General features: G+C 69.3%; 16 protein-coding genes. 8 read left to right on the top strand and 8 right to left on the bottom strand.

Annotation, left to right across the window (positions count from 1 at the left end; genetic code table 11):
* Positions 1–17: 17 nt before the first annotated feature.
* Positions 18–725: a DUF6193 family natural product biosynthesis protein gene (locus tag ABWI07_RS29540; RefSeq protein ID WP_353820502.1), complete on the top strand. Its 708-nt coding sequence runs from the start codon at positions 18–20 to the stop codon at positions 723–725.
* A gap of 672 nt (positions 726–1397) precedes the next feature.
* On the opposite strand, the gene ABWI07_RS29535 is transcribed toward ABWI07_RS29540, so the two are convergent.
* Complete coding sequence (locus ABWI07_RS29535) at positions 1398–2204, bottom strand: polysaccharide deacetylase family protein (RefSeq protein ID WP_353820501.1); 807 nt, start codon at positions 2202–2204, stop codon at positions 1398–1400.
* 660 nt (positions 2205–2864) lie between these two features.
* Complete coding sequence (locus tag ABWI07_RS29530) at positions 2865–3422, bottom strand: TetR/AcrR family transcriptional regulator (RefSeq protein WP_353820500.1); 558 nt, start codon at positions 3420–3422, stop codon at positions 2865–2867.
* Between the two features lie 79 nt (positions 3423–3501).
* Between ABWI07_RS29530 and ABWI07_RS29525 the strand changes: the two genes are divergently transcribed.
* The 4 genes from ABWI07_RS29525 to ABWI07_RS29510 all read left to right on the top strand — a co-directional run bounded on the left by ABWI07_RS29525 (position 3502) and on the right by ABWI07_RS29510 (position 7397).
* Positions 3502–4080 carry a hypothetical protein gene (locus ABWI07_RS29525; protein ID WP_353820499.1) on the top strand — a complete coding sequence of 193 codons (579 nt, stop codon included), beginning with the start codon at positions 3502–3504 and terminating at the stop codon, positions 4078–4080.
* Positions 4077–5144 (top strand): saccharopine dehydrogenase family protein, encoded by a 1068-nt coding sequence (locus tag ABWI07_RS29520; RefSeq protein ID WP_353820498.1) that lies wholly within the window; start codon positions 4077–4079, stop codon positions 5142–5144. The genes ABWI07_RS29525 and ABWI07_RS29520 overlap by 4 nt, the downstream gene beginning before the upstream one ends.
* Positions 5141–5938, top strand: coding sequence for an SDR family NAD(P)-dependent oxidoreductase (locus ABWI07_RS29515; protein ID WP_353820497.1), 798 nt, complete (start codon positions 5141–5143; stop codon positions 5936–5938). Before ABWI07_RS29520 ends, ABWI07_RS29515 begins: the two co-directional genes overlap by 4 nt.
* 811 nt (positions 5939–6749) lie before the next feature.
* Complete coding sequence (locus ABWI07_RS29510) at positions 6750–7397, top strand: class I SAM-dependent DNA methyltransferase (RefSeq protein ID WP_353820496.1); 648 nt, start codon at positions 6750–6752, stop codon at positions 7395–7397.
* 106 nt (positions 7398–7503) lie between these two features.
* Here ABWI07_RS29510 and ABWI07_RS29505 read toward each other — a convergent pair whose 3' ends face one another.
* Both ABWI07_RS29505 and ABWI07_RS29500 read right to left on the bottom strand, forming a co-directional pair.
* Complete coding sequence (locus ABWI07_RS29505) at positions 7504–7764, bottom strand: hypothetical protein (protein WP_353820495.1); 261 nt, start codon at positions 7762–7764, stop codon at positions 7504–7506.
* 108 nt (positions 7765–7872) lie between these two features.
* Positions 7873–8529, bottom strand: a complete 657-nt coding sequence (locus tag ABWI07_RS29500) for a hypothetical protein (protein WP_353820494.1) — start codon at positions 8527–8529, stop codon at positions 7873–7875.
* 330 nt (positions 8530–8859) lie between these two features.
* Here ABWI07_RS29500 and ABWI07_RS29495 point away from each other — a divergent pair, with 330 nt between their 5' ends.
* Entirely contained in the window at positions 8860–10053 is a 1194-nt protein-coding gene (locus tag ABWI07_RS29495; protein WP_353820493.1) for an NAD(P)/FAD-dependent oxidoreductase, read from the top strand.
* Positions 10054–10196: 143 nt separating this feature from the next.
* Here the strand turns inward: ABWI07_RS29495 and ABWI07_RS29490 are convergent, their stop codons facing one another.
* On the bottom strand, positions 10197–10817 hold the full coding sequence (locus ABWI07_RS29490) for a DUF305 domain-containing protein (protein WP_353820492.1): 621 nt from the start codon (positions 10815–10817) through the stop codon (positions 10197–10199).
* Between the two features lie 70 nt (positions 10818–10887).
* Positions 10888–11271, bottom strand: a complete 384-nt coding sequence (locus ABWI07_RS29485) for a DUF6153 family protein (protein ID WP_353820491.1) — start codon at positions 11269–11271, stop codon at positions 10888–10890.
* 459 nt (positions 11272–11730) lie between these two features.
* On the opposite strand from ABWI07_RS29485, the gene ABWI07_RS29480 reads away from it, so the two are divergent.
* Together ABWI07_RS29480 and ABWI07_RS29475 are read left to right on the top strand one after the other, a co-directional pair.
* Positions 11731–12660, top strand: coding sequence for a C40 family peptidase (locus ABWI07_RS29480; protein ID WP_353820490.1), 930 nt, complete (start codon positions 11731–11733; stop codon positions 12658–12660).
* Between the two features lie 98 nt (positions 12661–12758).
* A complete protein-coding gene (locus ABWI07_RS29475) occupies positions 12759–13016 on the top strand; it encodes a hypothetical protein (protein WP_353820488.1) in 258 nt (85 codons plus the stop codon).
* A 42-nt stretch (positions 13017–13058) separates the two neighbouring features.
* On the opposite strand, the gene ABWI07_RS29470 is transcribed toward ABWI07_RS29475, so the two are convergent.
* Entirely contained in the window at positions 13059–15557 is a 2499-nt protein-coding gene (locus ABWI07_RS29470) for a heavy metal translocating P-type ATPase (RefSeq protein ID WP_353820486.1), read from the bottom strand.
* A gap of 276 nt (positions 15558–15833) precedes the next feature.
* A complete protein-coding gene (locus ABWI07_RS29465; RefSeq protein ID WP_353820485.1) occupies positions 15834–16076 on the bottom strand; it encodes a hypothetical protein in 243 nt (80 codons plus the stop codon).
* Positions 16077–16126 lie beyond the last annotated feature (50 nt).

Genomic DNA, 16126 nt, shown 5'->3' with positions numbered 1-16126 from the left:
GCCGTTGAAGGGACGTCATGACCGATCGACTTGCAGAGCAAATCAGGGCACGGGCCCGTCGTCTCGGGGCAATACGGGTGGCCGAGAGAGTCTCTGAACTCGATGAGCATGGTCTGCATGCACAGGTATCCATCGACGGGGGAAGGATTCTGGTTTACAGCCTCATTTCCACTGAAGACCATGTCGTCGACGTGTGGCGCAATGGATATTGCTGGCTTTCTGGGGTCGTTCCTACGCTGGACACGGTGATTGACCTCGCCACTGCATGGGATTCGGGCATATCCTTGGCCGTCGCCAGGCGCCGATGGCCTGCCCTTGAGTACGACGAGCTCGCCGCTGCGCATGAGAGAGGGGAAGCCGTTGAAGCCCAGTGGGGAATGCTGATCTCGGACTCGAGCCTAGTGCAGATGCATGATCTCCTGGTGGCGTCCTATGCCAGACCGCGACTGCGAGTTTTGTTTCCTTGGGTCGGACATTTGGGATCCAGATTGGGCTTCAGTCGCTGCACTGGTTACCCCTATACCAAGGACATCCCCGCTATTGATCTAATAAATGAAGGTTTTCGCGTCACCGATATCTCTGCCGGGATAGTGCTCGGCCAGTTCGATGACTTTTCGAAAGCCTTAGATCATGTCGTGCAAAGCATTCCAGACTGGGTAGGTCCGGCGGTTCCCGGAACCGCCGATGACATCGACCCCCTGCCTCCCAGCGACCCCGACCGGTGAGCCTGAGACGACAGGCTGGGGCGTCGCCCCAGTTGCCGTACGGTTGATACCGATGACCGTCGGCGGCCGCTGGGCCGATTGCGGCACGGACTTAGGGCTTATCGACTATCCCCTGCCGGGGGCGCGGTGTGGTGAAAGTTGCTCTGTCCGCGTGAGCGCCTATTTCGGCGCTGTCCCATGCCGCCGGGTGCCGGTCCGTTTCGGAACCGCCGAGCCGACAACGAGCCGCTATCGGCCGTTGAGGGTCGGCCGGCCGGGCATGGCGAGGCGAGACCGGCCGTGCCGTCGCGGCGCTCCTCACGTCGGCGTTGGAAGCTGCTCCGTGAGGAGCTCAACGGCCAGGCCGTCCTGGGCTTGCGCTGGGCGGGGCGGCAGGCCGAGGGCCTTGTCGCGGCGTGTTCTGCTCGTGGTCGCGTAGGGGACCGACCGACAGGCCGCGGTCGCGTATCCCCTCCAGGAGCGGCGGCAGCGCGTCGAGCGTGTTCCTCCATGAGCCGGGTGCCGATGTGCAGTCGGAGTCGTGGAGGAGGACGGTTCCTCCACCGCCGAGGTCGCGCGTGGGGGTCGCGAGGATGGAGGCGGGGGTCGCCGTGCTTGTCCAGTCCCGGCCCCAGTTCGTCCAGAGCACCGGTGTGAGGCCCAGGCGGCGGGCCGCCCGCAAGGCCGAGAGGCTCAGCACACCGTAGGGGGGCGGTACCGTCGCGGCGCCGTCCCGGTGACCTGGACGATCGATTCCATCGCCCGGGCCAGGTCGTCGTACGTCGCGGCGGGCCCACGCAGCAGCATGCAGCGGTGCTCCCATCCGTGGACGGCGATCTCGTGGCCGGACTCGGCGAGTTCCCGGCCCAGGTCCGGGGCGGCCTTGAGCATCCGGCCGAGCAGGAAGAAGGTGGCCTTCACCTCGTACTCCCGCAAGGCGGCCAGGAACGCCGGCGTCGAGCGCGGGTCCGGACCGTCGTCGAACGTGAGCGCCACGTGGCCGGGCTCGCCGACGCCGGCCAGCCCGGGGAACAGCCGCCGGCGCAGCGGCCCGATCGACGTGACGGCCGGTGCGGCATGCGCGGCGGCGAGGACGCCCGCCGCCGTCACGGCGAGGCGCGTGGCGCTCATCGGGACGTGCTCGACGCCGACGGTGGTGAACCGCCCGTACGCGACGGCCAGCCAACAGAACCCGCCAATCGCGATCACCTCGGCGCGCTGCTTCCGGCCGGCCCATCGGCCGCCGGTGAACAGCACCACCGGGAGGGTCGAATCGGCCGGCAGCCGGCCCCAGGCGATGGCGCACGGGCGTCCGCGGGAGACGCCGCGCCGGGCGCCCCGCAGCATCTGCGGCGCCACCGATGACCGCACGACGACGTCGACCAGCGTCTCTGCCTCGTACATCTCCAGCGCGGGCCGCTTCGCAGCGGCCTGGCCGAGCCGAATCGCCCACGGGGTGCCGGTCAGGCACTGCTCGACGGGCGCCGCGCCGGTGGCCATGGGGTGATCTCCTCCCGTGCCCGGCTCATCGGGCACGGGGATCAGCGTCGTCATTCCGGGAGCGAAGGACAGTAACGCGGCTACCCGACTTCGGGTGGCACTAGGTTCACCATTGGCCATCCCGCCCGCCCCAGGAACGCCGCCTGCCCCTATCGCGGTCGCATCGCCAAGGCCCTCCACACCCTGCGACTCCGCGAGACCACGTCACGCTGGAAGAGTTCAGTGTTGTCGGCCGGATCGCAGGGGGGGCTCTGATCAAGTACCGCTCGAGTACTCAGTCTCATGCTGTGAGCTGGGATTTTGCTGCGGTCCCGCAGCTGTCACTGCGACCATCTCGAGGAGTTGTTTGTCTCTGCTGTACCGGTTGGTCCGGAGCCTGCTTGGCCTGTTGGCGATGCTCGTCAGGTCTGATCTGCCCGAGGACTTCGAGTTGCAGGTGCTGCGTCACGAGAACCAAGTGCTGCGCCGTCAGGTCGCAGGTCGTCCGCGCTGGGATCATGGCGACCGGCTCTGGTTTGCGGCGTTGTCCCATCTGGTGCCGAGCCTCACCCACCGACACCACCGAGAGAGCGACAGAGCCGAAAACCGTACAGTCCCGAGGCTTTGCCGCCGCTCGCCGTTGCGATGTGGGCCTGTGCGGTGCGGCGAGATGGCTTCCGGTCAGGTTCGGGTCGGCGCGGTGGTGAGCCTGTGGACGAGAAGGTCGATCACGGCTCGTTTGTCGGCATCGTCGTGCCGGTGGGTGAGGAGGCCCTCGATGACGAAGGTGCCGATCGCGGTCATGGCGGGGAGGTCGGCTTCGGCGGCGCCGGCTTTGCGGAGGTCGTCGGCGACCAGGGTGTCGGCGAGTTCGTGGAAGCCGGTGTGCCAGGCGTGGACGGCGGGTGAGGCCGCGGCGCGGGTGTGGACGGTGTTGATGAGGCCGTGCAGCCGTTCGAGCTGGTCGACGGCCCACAGGAGCCGGTCGTTGAGCGGCCGGTCGGCGATGGTCGTGTACTGGGCGAGGGCTTCGGCCAGCAGGCGGTCCAGGACGGCGATGAGCAGGTCGTCCTTGTCGCGGAAGTACCAGTAGATCGTGTTGACGGTGACGCCGGCGCGCTTGGCGATCTGGCCCATGGACGCCGACTCGTAGCCGTCGTCGATGAACAGCCGCTGGGCGGCGGCGAGGATCTCCTCGCGTTTCTCTTCGCGGTCTTGGGGGCGTCGGTTCCGGGGCACCCCCACACCCTATCTTGAACGACCCTCAAGAAGGCGCTAGGTTTCTTGAAGACCGTTCAAGAAGTGAGGTGGGACCTCCATGGAGACCGACCACGCGGCTGCCGAGTTGCTCGGGCTGGACACCACAGGGCTGCTGGCGTTCTTCGCCACGCTGCCCTCCCCGTCCATCGAGGAGATGGACGGGGAGTACACCGCCCGGCTGCTGGCCCAACCCAACCTGGTCGCCTCGGTGACCGGGCGCGGCACGGTGTCGAATCCGCTCGCGCCGTGGCTGTGCAAGGCGTTCCGGCCCGTCGACGGCCGGACCGGGCGCGGCTACAACACCTTCCGCCAGTTCGGCCGCATCCGGCAGCGCTATGCGATGCACACGCTCATCGCACCGTCGCGCTATGACGGCCGTCCCGCCTACACGCTGGTCTACCGCGCCTACGCCTCGATGTGCGGGGCGATCAACATGGTCGACGAGGTCCGCCGCGCGGCGCCCGGTGTCTATCTGGGCATCGGGACGTGGGGATTCACCGCACGGCAGCGCCGCATCCCCCTGCCCTTCCTGCTCACCGGCCCCGTCGGCGCCTACCGCGGTGACATCGGCACCGCTCGCCGCGGCTTCACCCCGGGTCCGCGTGAACTGCCCGGCCCGACGGAGGCCGCCCGGTGACGAAGTGGCTGCTGTACGGCGCCAACGGCTATACCGGCGAGCTGATCGCCCGGGAGGCGCGCAAGAGGGGCCTGGAACCGGTCCTCGCCGGCCGGAACCTCACGGCGGTCAAGCTGCTGGCCGAGGACCTCGGCCTGGACTACCGGGTCTTCGACCTGCGCGACGCCGACGCGCGGCTGTCCGGCATCGACGTGGTGCTGCACTGCGCCGGGCCGTTCTCGGTGACGGCGCCCCCGATGATCGACGCGTGCGTGCGCACCCGCACCCACTACCTCGACATCACCGGCGAGATGGACGTCTTCGACTACGCCCGCGAGATCGACGGCCAGGCCCGCGCTGCTGGCGTCGTGGTCTGTCCCGGAGTCGGTTTCGACGTCATCCCCACCGACTGCCTCGCCGCCGCCCTCCACCAGGCCATGCCCGAGGCCACCCACCTGCGGCTCGGGTTCGAGCTGCCGCTGGCGCTGTCCCCGGGGACCGTCAAGACGATCCTGGACGGAATGGCCGCCGGAGGCCGCGCCCGCATCGACGGCCAGATCACCCCGACCCCGCTGGGCGGACGCACCGCCCGCATCGACTTCGGCAACGGCACCAAACCCGCGCTCGCCTTCCCCGCCGCCGACCTCCACAGCGCCCACCACAGCACCGCGATCCCCAACATCGAGGTGTACCTCCCGATGCCCTCCCCGTTGATCCGCGCCACCCGGATCAGCAGGCGGTTCACCGGGCTGCTGGCCCGTCCCCGCGTCCGCGACGCCGCGCACATGCTGATCGACAAGACGGTGAAAGGCCCCGACGCGAACCAACGGGCCACCAACAGCGCCCACGTGTGGGGCGAGACCACCGACCCGGCCGGCCGGCGGGCCACCGCCCGCATCACCACGGCCAACCCCTACCGCCTCACCATCGACGGCGCCCTCACCGCCGTCACCGACCTCCTCGCCGCCACCGCCCCCCGCCTCGGCGCGCACACGCCCGCGACCCTGTTCGGCGCCGACCTCATCACCCGGCTCCCCGGCAGCGGCCCCCTCACCATCAGCCCGACCGAAGGAACCCTGACGTGACCACCGTCCCCCGCACCGCGCTCATCACCGGCGCCTCCGCAGGCATCGGCGCGACGTTCGCCCGCCACCTGGCCGCCCGCGGCTACCAACTCCTGCTGGTCGCCCGCCGCGCCGACCGCCTCCACGAACTCGCCGCCCAGCTCACCGAACAGCACAGGGTCCGATGCGAGGTCTTCGCCGCCGACCTCACCGACCCCACCGCCCCCGCAGCGATCCTGCGATACGCCGACGAGCAGGGCCTGAACATTGACGTCCTGATCAACAACGCCGGATTGTCGGGCAAGACCGCGTTCGCCGACACCTCCTGGGACACTCTCGCCGGAGAGATCCAGCTGATGGTGACCGCCCAGACCGAACTCGCCCACCGCGTCATCCCCGGCATGAAGGAACGCCGCTGGGGCCGCATCGTCAACCTGTCCTCCGTCGCCGCGTTGGCCCCGCCCGCAGCCAGCCTGCTCTACACCGGCATCAAGTCCTACGTACTCAACACCTCCCAAGCCCTCGACATGGAACTCAAACCCCACGGCATCCACGTCACCGCCCTGTGTCCCGGCTTCACCCACACCGAATTCCACGACGTCATGGGCACCCGCGACAAAGCCAACCACCTCCCCGGCATCCTGTGGCAGCAGCCGGAAGTCGTCGTGGCCGAAGGCTGGAAAGCCGTCCAGAACGGCAAACCCGTGTGCGTCCCCGGACTCGTCAACAAGATCTCCGTCGCCGCCATGAAACATCTGCCCATCCGCCTGGCCTACCTCGCCGGCAAGACCCTCAACCCCTTCAAGAACAGCTGAACCCCTACCTCCGTTCATCGGCCTCCGACCCGGCCCGCCGCGCAGCCCGACCACACCTCGGAGCCCATCGGGGACTTCTCAGACACCCCGAGGAGGAGGGGTTCGAGGCGAGCGGCGGCCTGACGGCATCGGACGACGGGGACGAGGCGGACGCCGTCCACTCCATCGCCGGATCCGTGGAACAAGACCGGAGCCCTTGCCTCCCGGCGACCCGCGGCGGATCCAGTGGCAGGCAGACTGATCTTCATCCCAGTCGGGCTGGTCGGTGTCGCGGAGCGCGCGGACGCCGGCGGGACCGAGGTCGGGCCGGCTGAAGGAGTAGGCGCCGGTCACGTTGATGTGGCGGCGGGCCGGTGGTGCGGTCGACGACCTGACCGCGCTGCGCGTTGTGCGCGTGAAGGCCTTGGCCGATCGAGTTCCGCCTCGCCGAGCCCGTCCAAGGTCATCACGATGGTGCGGCCCAGCTCGACCGCGGAACGGTCGACGGATCAGCCTAGGCGGGCGGCCAAGGCCGCGATGGTATCGGCGAGTTCGGTGGCGGAGGCGAGCGCGTCGGAGCCGCCTTCACAGGCGCGTCTTCGTCGTGCGGATCACGTTTCCCACGTCCTCGCACGCCGCGGCCCGTGGCGCCAAGCGGGTTACGGGCTGGTGGTGTTGCTGGCAGGGCTCCGGCACCCGGGACCCACTCGGTGGACCGTACGAGGGACCTCGCCCGGCCGGAAGGCGAGTGGTCATCCACGTCCTGAACCACCCCGGCTTTCGGGGACGTGCGCACCTGTTGACGCTCGGTTGAAGGGGCTACGGTCCTTTGATGACGTGGTTGACCGATACCCGCGACTCCTACGACGCCATCGCGGCCGGCTATGCCGACGAGACCCGCGACCTGCTCGACAGGCTGCTCCACGTCCGCGCGGGGGTCGTGCTGTTCGCCGACCTGGTCCGCGGGATCGGCGGCGGACCCGTCGCCGACGTGGGTTGCGGGCCGGGGCACACCACCGTCCTGCTTCGGGAGTTGGGCGCGGACGCGTTCGGCATCGACCTGTCACCCGCGATGATCGAGATCGCGCGCCGCGAGCACCCCGGCGCGCGGTTCGAGGTCGGTTCGATGACCGACCTGGAGATCGCCGACGGCTCTCTGGCCGGTGTGCTCGCGTGGTGGTCGCTGATCTACATCCCGGACGAGGCGGTGCCGGGCGTGCTCGGACAGTTCCATCGGGTGCTGCGCCCGGGCGGGGTGCTGGCCGTGGGATTCCACGTGGGCGACGAGTCGAAGATCGAGACGACCGGTGAGGGCGACCAGGCCGTACAGACGTACGTCCACCACCGCCGACCGTCCCGCGTGGCCGGCTGGCTCCGTGAGGCGGGCTTCACTGTGGAGGCGCAGCACCTGCTGAATCCGGACGAGCCCAAGCCGGGCGCGATCCTGTTCGCCCGCCGGCCCGCGTCGCCGCCTCGGTAACCTCCGGCAGCCCGGGGCACTCAGGGACGCACGCCCGGCAGATGAGTGCGTCGACTCGTCGGCGTCACGGGCCATACGATCTCGCCGATGCGGTTCTGGGGCGCGATCAGGACTGCCGGTCTGGTCGCCAGGGCTTTGGCGGTGCGGGTTCGGCGGGCGGTGACTTAGCGCCGCTACTTCCGTTCACGTAGTGCAGGGCGGCACCCTGACACAGGGCGCGGCCGAGCAGGCGCCCGGTGTACCGGCCGGAGCTCTGCGGATTCCGCAGGAAGAGCTCCTCCTCCGCTTCAGCGGCCAGCTCGGCCAATCGGAGCAGGTCTTCCCTCTCGATCGGCGCCTTCGACCGATCCAGATCTTCACCGGACACTCGGCCCCCTTTCACGCAAGTCGCCCGACATGCGCTCGGTCGGCGGCACGACCGCGGTCCCGTGGCCCCCGGCGGCATGTGCGGGAGCCGGTCGCAGGCGATTGGTCGTTACGCACGAGGCTGCCAGGACAGGAGGTCATAAGCCATGGCGAGGTCGTCCGCCCACACTGCGTCGTGCTCGCGCTCGAAGGCGCCGATCAGCCGGTCGATTGTCACCTCGCGGCACAGCCAGGCAGTCAAGTCCCTGCGCCGAGCAACAGCGAAATTGTGTTCGTTCACCAGCTGGGCGAGGTGTCGATCCGCGGCCGGAACAAGGATGGTGTCCCAGACGGCGAGGTATCTTCCGATGCTGTTGCCGGTCATTGCGGCGGCATCAAGGAATGCGGCGGCTTCGGAGAAAGCGCCGATCCTTGAAGGGAACTGCTTCAGCAAGGATAGCCAGACCGCATCGAGATAGTCGTCGATCGCTTGCTGCTCGGCCGAAGGCCAGTGGCGCCAACGCTCTTTGGTCAACTTGGACAGAACGATGCTCCCGTCGAGCTCACCGGACGTCACCATGCGCTCGAACAGCAGAGGGACCAGGCTCTTCACATCATCGCGGCCACCCACTGTGCCGCCCAGGCGGAGAGTCAGCGAGAAAAGGTCGTCCTCGTCCACCGGCGTCGCAGGACGGCAATGCGGGCAGCCGTCAAGCACCGCTCGGCGAGGATACGGCGCGAATACCTGGTCGAGTCGTGCCAACGCGGCCGCGAGATCGTCGTCCACGCATTCAGGATTCCACGTCGACGGCTCGGTACGAGTGCCCGCTCATCGGTAGAAGAACGCGGCCAGTCCAACATGGGATCGAACGCGTGGCAGGTTCTGGTCATCGGTCGAGGCCGGCGCCGGCGGGTCCGACCGGTTCGGGTATCTCGCTGGTCCCGGACGTCCCGCTCGCCCAGCACATCGGCACCCGCCTACGCGGAGCCCTGGAGCCGGAGCACTTGGTGTGGGTGGAGACGCGGCTGGCTTGGGTGACCTGTACGACGAGTTGCCAAGTGCTAGAAGCCCGGCTATACCCTAGGGGGGTAGGGCATAAGAGACAGGAGCGCAGCCATGGGTGATCACACTCGGATCGTCGTCGTAGGGGCCTCGCTGGCGGGTGTCCGTGCGGTCCAGGCTCTCCGGAATGAGGGGTATGACGGCGAGCTCAACTTCGTCGGGGCCGAACCGCACCTTCCGTACAACAGGCCACCGCTGTCCAAGAACGTTCTCGCCGGTGACGATGACGTCGCCCTCCCTGGTGGCGACCAGTTCGACGCCGCATGGCTGGGCGGCCGTCGCGCCGTTCGGCTGGACACCACGGATAGGACGATCGTCCTGGACGACGGCTCCGAACTCGGCTACGACGGCGTGGTCATAGCGACCGGTGCCCGGCCGCGGCGGTTGCCCGAGGACCAGATGGCGCTGACCGGAGTGCACGTCCTGCGGACCATCGACGACGCCAAGGCGCTGCGGGCCGCTCTCGCGCAGAAGCCCCGGCAGGTCGTCGTCATCGGCGGCGGGTTCATCGGCGGCGAGGTGGCGTCAGCGGTACGCGCCCAGGGCATGGACGTGACGCTCGTCGAGAGCGGGTCGCTCCCCATGATCGGCGTCGTGGGCCGGCAGGTGGCGGACTGGCTCGCCGAGCACCATCGACGGAACGGCGTCGATCTGGTGACCGGGGTGCGGGCGAACCGTCTGGAAGGCGGTCCCGGCGGCCGGATCGCGGGCGTCCATCTGAGCGACGGGCGGTCGATTCCGGCGGACCTGGTCATCGCCGGGCTGGGGGTCGAACCCAACACCGAGTGGTTGGAGGGCAGCGGCGTGCAGGTCCAGGACGGCGTCCTCACCGATGACAAGCTCTTCGCGGTGGGTTTTCCTGAAGTCGTCGCCGCGGGTGACGTCGCCCGCTGGCCTCATCGGCTCTTCGGTGACGATCCGGTCCGGGTCGAGCACTGGGCGAACGCCAACGAGCAGGGAGCCTTGGCCGCGCGCAACCTGCTGCGCGGGCCTTCCGGTGCCGAACCTTTCGTCGAGGTGGCCGGGCTCGGCACGCGCGTGCACGGCAAGCGCATCCAATGGGCCGGCTTCCCGAGTCTCGCCGACCAGAGCACCATCGTCGCCGGCTCGGTCGAGGAATCGAAGTTCGCGGTCGCGTTCTCGCGAGACGGCGTCCTGGTGGGCGCGGCGACCGTCAACTACCCCAAGGAATTGAACCGCCTCCGCAGCGCCATCACGGCCGGCGCCCACCAGCCCACTCCCGCATGAGCCGGCGGGCAGGCGTGAATGCTCGCCGATTCGAATGAGCCTTCGGTAGCCCGTTCGAACCGTGGTACCGGGGCTCCATGGCCACCTGCGGCGGCGGAGCGGGCGGGGCTCACGGAGTCCCCGCCCGCTGCGACTGCCCGCTTCTACTGCTTGAGCAGCTTCTGCATCTTGGTGATCTCGGCGGACTGCGAGGCCACGATGTCCGCGGCCATCTTCTTGGCCTCAGGAGACCGCCCGGAGGCCTGCTCGGTCCTGGCCATCGCCACGGCGCCCTCGTGATGCTTGATCATCATCTCCAGGAACGCCTTGTCGAAGGCCGCGCCCTTGGCTCCCTCCAGCTCCTTCATCTCCTTGTCGGTCATCATGCCGTCCATGCCGCCGTGGCCCATGTGGCCCATCCCGCCCGTCCCGGGCGAGGGCACCGAAGCTCCCCAGCCGGTCAGCCAGGCGGACATCTGCTTGATCTCCGGGTCCTGTGCCTTCTTGATCTCGGCAGCGAGTTGCTTCACCTCAGGAGACGCGGCGCGGGTGGCGGCCAGATCGGCCATCTCGACCGCCTGACGGTGATGCGGGATCATCATCTGGGCGAACATGACGTCCTGGTCGTTGTGCTGCGCCTGCGAGCCGCCGTTGGACGGCGAGGCGCTCGCCGGCATCGAGTGGCCGGACATCGGGCCCTTGGCATCGTCGGAACCGTTGTCGCCGCAGGCGGCCAGGCTGATCGCCAGGGCGGGGACGGCGAGGAGCGCGAGTGCGCGCTTCATGGTCGTGAACCTTTCGTGTTGAGTGTCTGTGACGTCTGGGAGCCCGGCGCCCGGAGGCGCCGGCGGTCTGTCACAGCCTCAGCACGCACAACCGGTGCAGGGACGGCCTCGGTGGAGGTCGGCCCACGAGAAGGATCCGGACCCTGGCCAGGATCCGCCTTGCCACGATCATCGGCTCGCGCACGAACAGAGCGACGATCGCCGCGAGGAAGGAGAGCATGGTCAGGATCGCCAGGCAGACCTGACCGCCCGGATGATCCTGATGGTGATCGCCGGGTTGGTCTTCGCCGGAGGACGGATGATGGAGGGGCTTCGAGGAGGTTGGAGCCGCCTCATGCCCGCTGCTCATGGCCATCATCGGGACGCCGGCGGTCTCGCTGGGGCTCGGCGACGCCTGGAAGCCGTGCATCGCCAGAACGCAGAGCAGCATGAGCAAGCCGAACGGCAGCTTCACTGCCCGGCGGCACCGTTGCGGTGACCGATTCAGCTACCCCACCCGCCGTTCCACTCCCCGTAGCGACCGCGCGCTGTGAAGGCCGCTGAGCTTCCCCCTGCGCTCCCTGCAACCTTGCCCATGGTAATGAGGGACGCCCGTGGCGGTTATCGTTGCCCTCCTACGCATCGTAGGAGATGGTGAGCGAACCTCGCGGGAGGACCGGGTGTTCAAGCCGAACGGTCGCACGGTTCCCATGGTGGTCGGCATTTCGGCGGTGACCACGCTTGCCCTGGACCTGGCGGTCCTCGCCGTCCGCTCGGCCTCCCATCGCCTCCGGCCGCGGTCGCACCAGCGGGATCTGCCCGTTTCCTGGCCGCGGGGCGTCCCGGAACGGCCTCCGCAGGTCCCGTCGCCCCCTTGACGTCACGGCTCGCACCGCACCTGCTCGTGGCCGCATCACGATCTCTCCCACCCTCCGTGATCGCCGAGATCGCCGGGATGAAGGGCGTGCGCGGAGTCGAGACGGTCGATGCGGCACGCGGTCGTCTCGCGGGCAAGCCCGTCACCGTCTTCGGCGTCGATCCTTCGACGTTCCGGCGCTACACGCCGAAACCCACCGCGGCATCGGACGCACTCTGGCGCAACATCGCCGCGGGGGACATCGCGGTCTCCTTCGCCCTGGGGACCGATGGCGGTGTGACCCTCGGCAGCCAAGGGACGCTCGACGGAGCCGCTGGAAAGACCAGCCTCAGGGTGGGTGCGCTCGCAACGATGGGGATCGGCGAGGTCGACGCCGTGGTCTCGCGGCCGACCGCACGCGCCTTGGGCATGGCGGAGGGAAATGCGCTGCTCATCAGCGCCGGGAGGGGCGACCTCACGAAACTCACCCGGCGCGTGCGCAGGCTCGTACCCGGCGAATCCAAGGTCGTGTCCCTCGCCGATGACCGCGGGGCTTCTGCCGATCCCGGTGCCCGGCTCCCGGACGCCCGGGGCCGAGTCCTGACCGCACTACAGATCCGCACGGCGATCAAGGTGGCCCAGAGCAAGCTCGGAATGCCGTACGTATGGGGCGGGGAGTCTGACGCAGAGGGCGGTTACGACTGCTCTGGAATCCTGCAGTACGCCTTCGGCAAGGCCGGTGTCCGGCTGCCGCGAGTCGCCGACGACCAGGCGAAGGCGGGCTGGAGGATCCCGTCCGACAGAGCCGCTCCCGGCGATCTGCTCACCTGGGCCCATGACCCCACAGCCCCCGGATACATCTCTCATATCGCGCTCTACCTCGGCGACGGCAGGATGCTCGCCGCGCCCAGGCGCGGCACCGTTCTTCGAATCCAGCCGGTCTACTTCAGAAACTTCCAGGGTGCGATCCGTATCAATCCGCGTCTCGCCGCCCGGCTCGCCGGCTGACAAGGTCTTGGGCGGACTGTAGGACCAAAGCCTCTATCGGTCAGAGGCGCCGGCCCTGCAACCTGGCCATGACATCTCGATGGCACGGGGGGCTTGTCATGGGCATCGAGAGAAGCGGGAAACACCGAGGGCCCACCTGCCGGCTCGTCCTGGATCTGCGGGGGATCCCCTGGGGAGGCGACAAGAACAAGGCCACCGCCATGCTGGTCCAGCAGCCGGGAGTGCTCGCGGCGCACGTCGACCCCGACGCCCGCAAGGCCGTGGTGATCCATGACGCGCGTGTGGAGTTGCCCCTGCTCTGGAACTGGCTCGTCGAATGCCGCACTCACGACGTGGGCGGCCGGACGCGCAAGTAGCCGGCTGACAGGCAGCCGTTCGAGACGGTGCCGGTGCCGGCCTCATCCGTTCGACGGAGCGGTGCTCGGTACAGACGGGGGCTGAGACTTGCCCTGTACCGGCCCGGGCTTCGCGGTGGGGAGGCGCAGGCGCCTCAGCGCGAGGGCGTTGACCGCGACGATGAGGCTGGAGCCGGACATCGACAGCGCGGCGATCTCAGGGCGCAGGACGAGGCCGAAACCGGGTTCGAAGACTCCGGCGGCGATGGGCAGGGCGATGGCGTTGTAGCCGATGGCCCAGCCCAGGTTCTGCCGCATCTTGCGCAGCGTTCCACGACCGATGCGCAGTGCGGTGGGCACGTCCAGCGGATCGGAGCGCATGAGCACCACGTCGGCGGTCTCGATGGCCACGTCGGTGCCGGCGCCGATGGCGATGCCCAGGTCGGCCTGGGCCAGTGCGGGTGCGTCGTTGACGCCGTCCCCGACCATGGCGACCTTGCGCCCGTCGCGCTGAAGCTCGGCGATCTTGGCCGCCTTGTCGCCGGGCAGCACCTCCGCGATCACGGTGTCGATGCCCAGCCGCTCGGCGATGCGCTCGGCGGTGGCGTGGTTGTCGCCGGTCAGCATGACGACCTGGACGCCAAGGTCGTGCAGCGCGGCGACGGCCGTCCGGGAGGTCTCGCGCGGGGCGTCGGCGATGCCGATCAGGCCGGCCGCCCGGCCGTCGATCGCGGCGATCACGGCGGTCCGCCCGGTGGCGGCCAGATCATCGCGGCGGCCGGCCAGCGCGCCGAGATCGACGCCTTCGCGCTCGGCCAGGCGGCGGTTGCCGACCAGCACGCGTCGCCCGTCGACCTCGGCGATGGCACCGTGCCCGGGGACGTTCTGGAAACGTGCGGCTCGCGCGACGTCCAGGCCGCGTTCGGCGGCGTGCCGGACGATGGCCTGGGCGAGGGGATGCTCGGACTCGCGTTCCACCGCGGCGACGAGGCGGAGCAGTTCGGTCTCGTCCGCCTCGTCGGTGATGACGTCGGTCACCTCGGGTTCCCCCTTGGTGAGCGTGCCGGTCTTGTCCATCACGACGGTCTGGATGCGGGCGGAGGTCTCCAAGGCCATGGCGTTCTTGAACAGGACGCCGCGCTTGGCGCCCAGCCCGGTCCCCACCATGATCGCGGTGGGAGTGGCCAGGCCGAGGGCGTCCGGGCAGGTGATGACCACCACGGTGATCGCGAACAGCATCGCGGTCGCGAAGGCGCTGCCGGTCAGCAGCCAGGTCGCGAGCGTCGCCGCGCCGCCGATGAGGGCCACGAGGACCAGCCAGAACGCCGCCCGGTCGGCGAGCCGCTGGCCGGGGGCCTTGGAGTTCTGCGCCTCCTGGACGAGCTGGACGATCCGTGCCAGGGCGGTGTCGGCGCCGACCTTGGTGGCGCGCACGCGCAAGGTGCCGTTGGCGTTGATGGTGGCTCCGATGACGGTGTCCCCGGGCGCCTTGTGCACCGGCAGGCTCTCACCGGTGACCATCGACTCGTCGACCTCGCTCTCACCGTCCTCGACCACTCCGTCGACGGCGATCTTGGCCCCCGGACGTACCAGCAGCAGGTCCCCGGCGGCCACCTCGGCGGTGGGCACCTCGACCGGCTCGCCGTCGCGGATGACCACGGCCTTGGGCGGCGCGAGGTCGAGCAGGGTGCGGACGGCGTCGTTGGCGCCGCCCCGGGCGCGCATCTCGAACCAGTGCCCCAGCAGCACGAACGCCGCCAGCACCGTGGCCGCCTCGTAGAACACCTCGCCCCCGCCGGTGAGCGTGATCACCAGTGAGTACAGCCAGCCGGCTCCGACCGCGACGGCGACCAGCACCATCATGTCCAGCGTCCGGGCCCGCAGCGCCCGGACGGCACCGTCGAAGAAGATCCAGGACGAGTAGAAGATCACCGGCAGACTCAGCAGCAGCGCCCACACGTCCTGCCGGATCCCGAACGGAGTGGGCACGTCCAGGCCGAGCACCTCCTCGCCGATCGGTGACCAGATCACGATCGGGATGGAGAACAGCAGCGCGACCAGGAACCGGTTCCGCATGTCGGCGACCATCGCCGCCATCGACGACGCCCCGTGCCCGCCGTGCCCCATCGCCTCATGCGGCGACCGGGCCTTCGCCGCCTCGGCGGCATGCGGTGGCGGGGCGCGGTGCCCGGTGCGATCGACGGCGGTGCCGGCCTCCGGTGGGGGAGTGGCGGCTGCTTCGGCCATCGGGTCGCAGATGTGCGACGGCACCGACTGCCCGGCGCAGTGATAACCGCACTCGATCACCCAGCCCCTGAGCTCGGCCAGCGACGTATGCGACGGGTCGAACGCGACCGTCGCGGTCTGGGAGACGGGATTGGCCTCGACCGCCAGCACTCCTGGCCGGCGCCCCAAGACGGACTCGACGATGTTCTTCTCCGATGCCCAGCTCAGTCCACCCACGTCGAGAACGGCGACGCTGCGGTCCTTGCCCGAGCCGTGCCCCCGCCGCTTCTCCGCATCCTCCGGAAGAGCCGCGTGGTCGCTTTCGGCGTCGTGCATGGCAAGCCTCCTGATTCTGCGAGCGCCGACATCTCACCCGCCGGACGGGGTGGAGCGGCGCCGCCGGGGCAGCCTCATGTGCACGCGAGGTGACTTCAACGGCCCCTTCCAGTGTCCCCCGCGATCCAGAACCGGGCAGGGCGGGGGCCTCTGCAGCACCGGGCGAAAGTGCCTGGTCTGTCGGTGCAGGAAAGCGGAGCGCGAGATACTTGCTCATGACACTCGACGAGCAGAGTGCTGTGCCGCGGCGTCGGCCCGCGCCGCGGCACAGCCGTTTCAGCGGGCGTCGTAGAGGACGGGGTGAACGACCGGAAGCTCATCGGCGTGGCCCCGGACGGACAGGTCCAGGTCCAGGTCCAGGCGGGCGATGCCGCCCGGGAACGTCGCGGTCGACTTCCCGGTGGCCAAGCCGCCGCGTTCACCGCCATCGACGACCGGCTCCTGCTCGCCGCTGCTCTTCCGCAGCCCTTCAGGCGTGGCCGCATAGACCTCCTCCGGGCGCTCCCTGTGGGCGCCCATCGCATCACCATTCCGCTGAACGTGACCGCGGAGGACCCTTTGACCGGTGG

It is taken from the genome of Actinomadura sp. NPDC000600 (assembly GCF_040492135.1).
Taxonomy (GTDB): Bacteria; Actinomycetota; Actinomycetes; order Streptosporangiales; family Streptosporangiaceae; genus Spirillospora.
Note: the sequence above shows the minus strand (reverse complement) of the source record. Positions and strands in the feature narration are given on the sequence as shown.

What these genes read in the sequence shown, in the direction of transcription:
- ABWI07_RS29540 (WP_353820502.1), top strand. Translation starts at nt 18, where the DNA reads ATGACCGATCGACTTGCAGAGCAAATCAGGGCACGGGCCCGTCGTCTC.
- ABWI07_RS29535 (WP_353820501.1), bottom strand. Translation starts at nt 2,204, where the DNA reads ATGGCCACCGGCGCGGCGCCCGTCGAGCAGTGCCTGACCGGCACCCCG.
- ABWI07_RS29525 (WP_353820499.1), top strand. Translation starts at nt 3,502, where the DNA reads ATGGAGACCGACCACGCGGCTGCCGAGTTGCTCGGGCTGGACACCACA.
- ABWI07_RS29510 (WP_353820496.1), top strand. Translation starts at nt 6,750, where the DNA reads ATGACGTGGTTGACCGATACCCGCGACTCCTACGACGCCATCGCGGCC.
- ABWI07_RS29495 (WP_353820493.1), top strand. Translation starts at nt 8,860, where the DNA reads ATGGGTGATCACACTCGGATCGTCGTCGTAGGGGCCTCGCTGGCGGGT.
- ABWI07_RS29490 (WP_353820492.1), bottom strand. Translation starts at nt 10,817, where the DNA reads ATGAAGCGCGCACTCGCGCTCCTCGCCGTCCCCGCCCTGGCGATCAGC.
- ABWI07_RS29475 (WP_353820488.1), top strand. Translation starts at nt 12,759, where the DNA reads ATGGGCATCGAGAGAAGCGGGAAACACCGAGGGCCCACCTGCCGGCTC.
- ABWI07_RS29470 (WP_353820486.1), bottom strand. Translation starts at nt 15,557, where the DNA reads ATGCACGACGCCGAAAGCGACCACGCGGCTCTTCCGGAGGATGCGGAG.
- ABWI07_RS29465 (WP_353820485.1), bottom strand. Translation starts at nt 16,076, where the DNA reads ATGGGCGCCCACAGGGAGCGCCCGGAGGAGGTCTATGCGGCCACGCCT.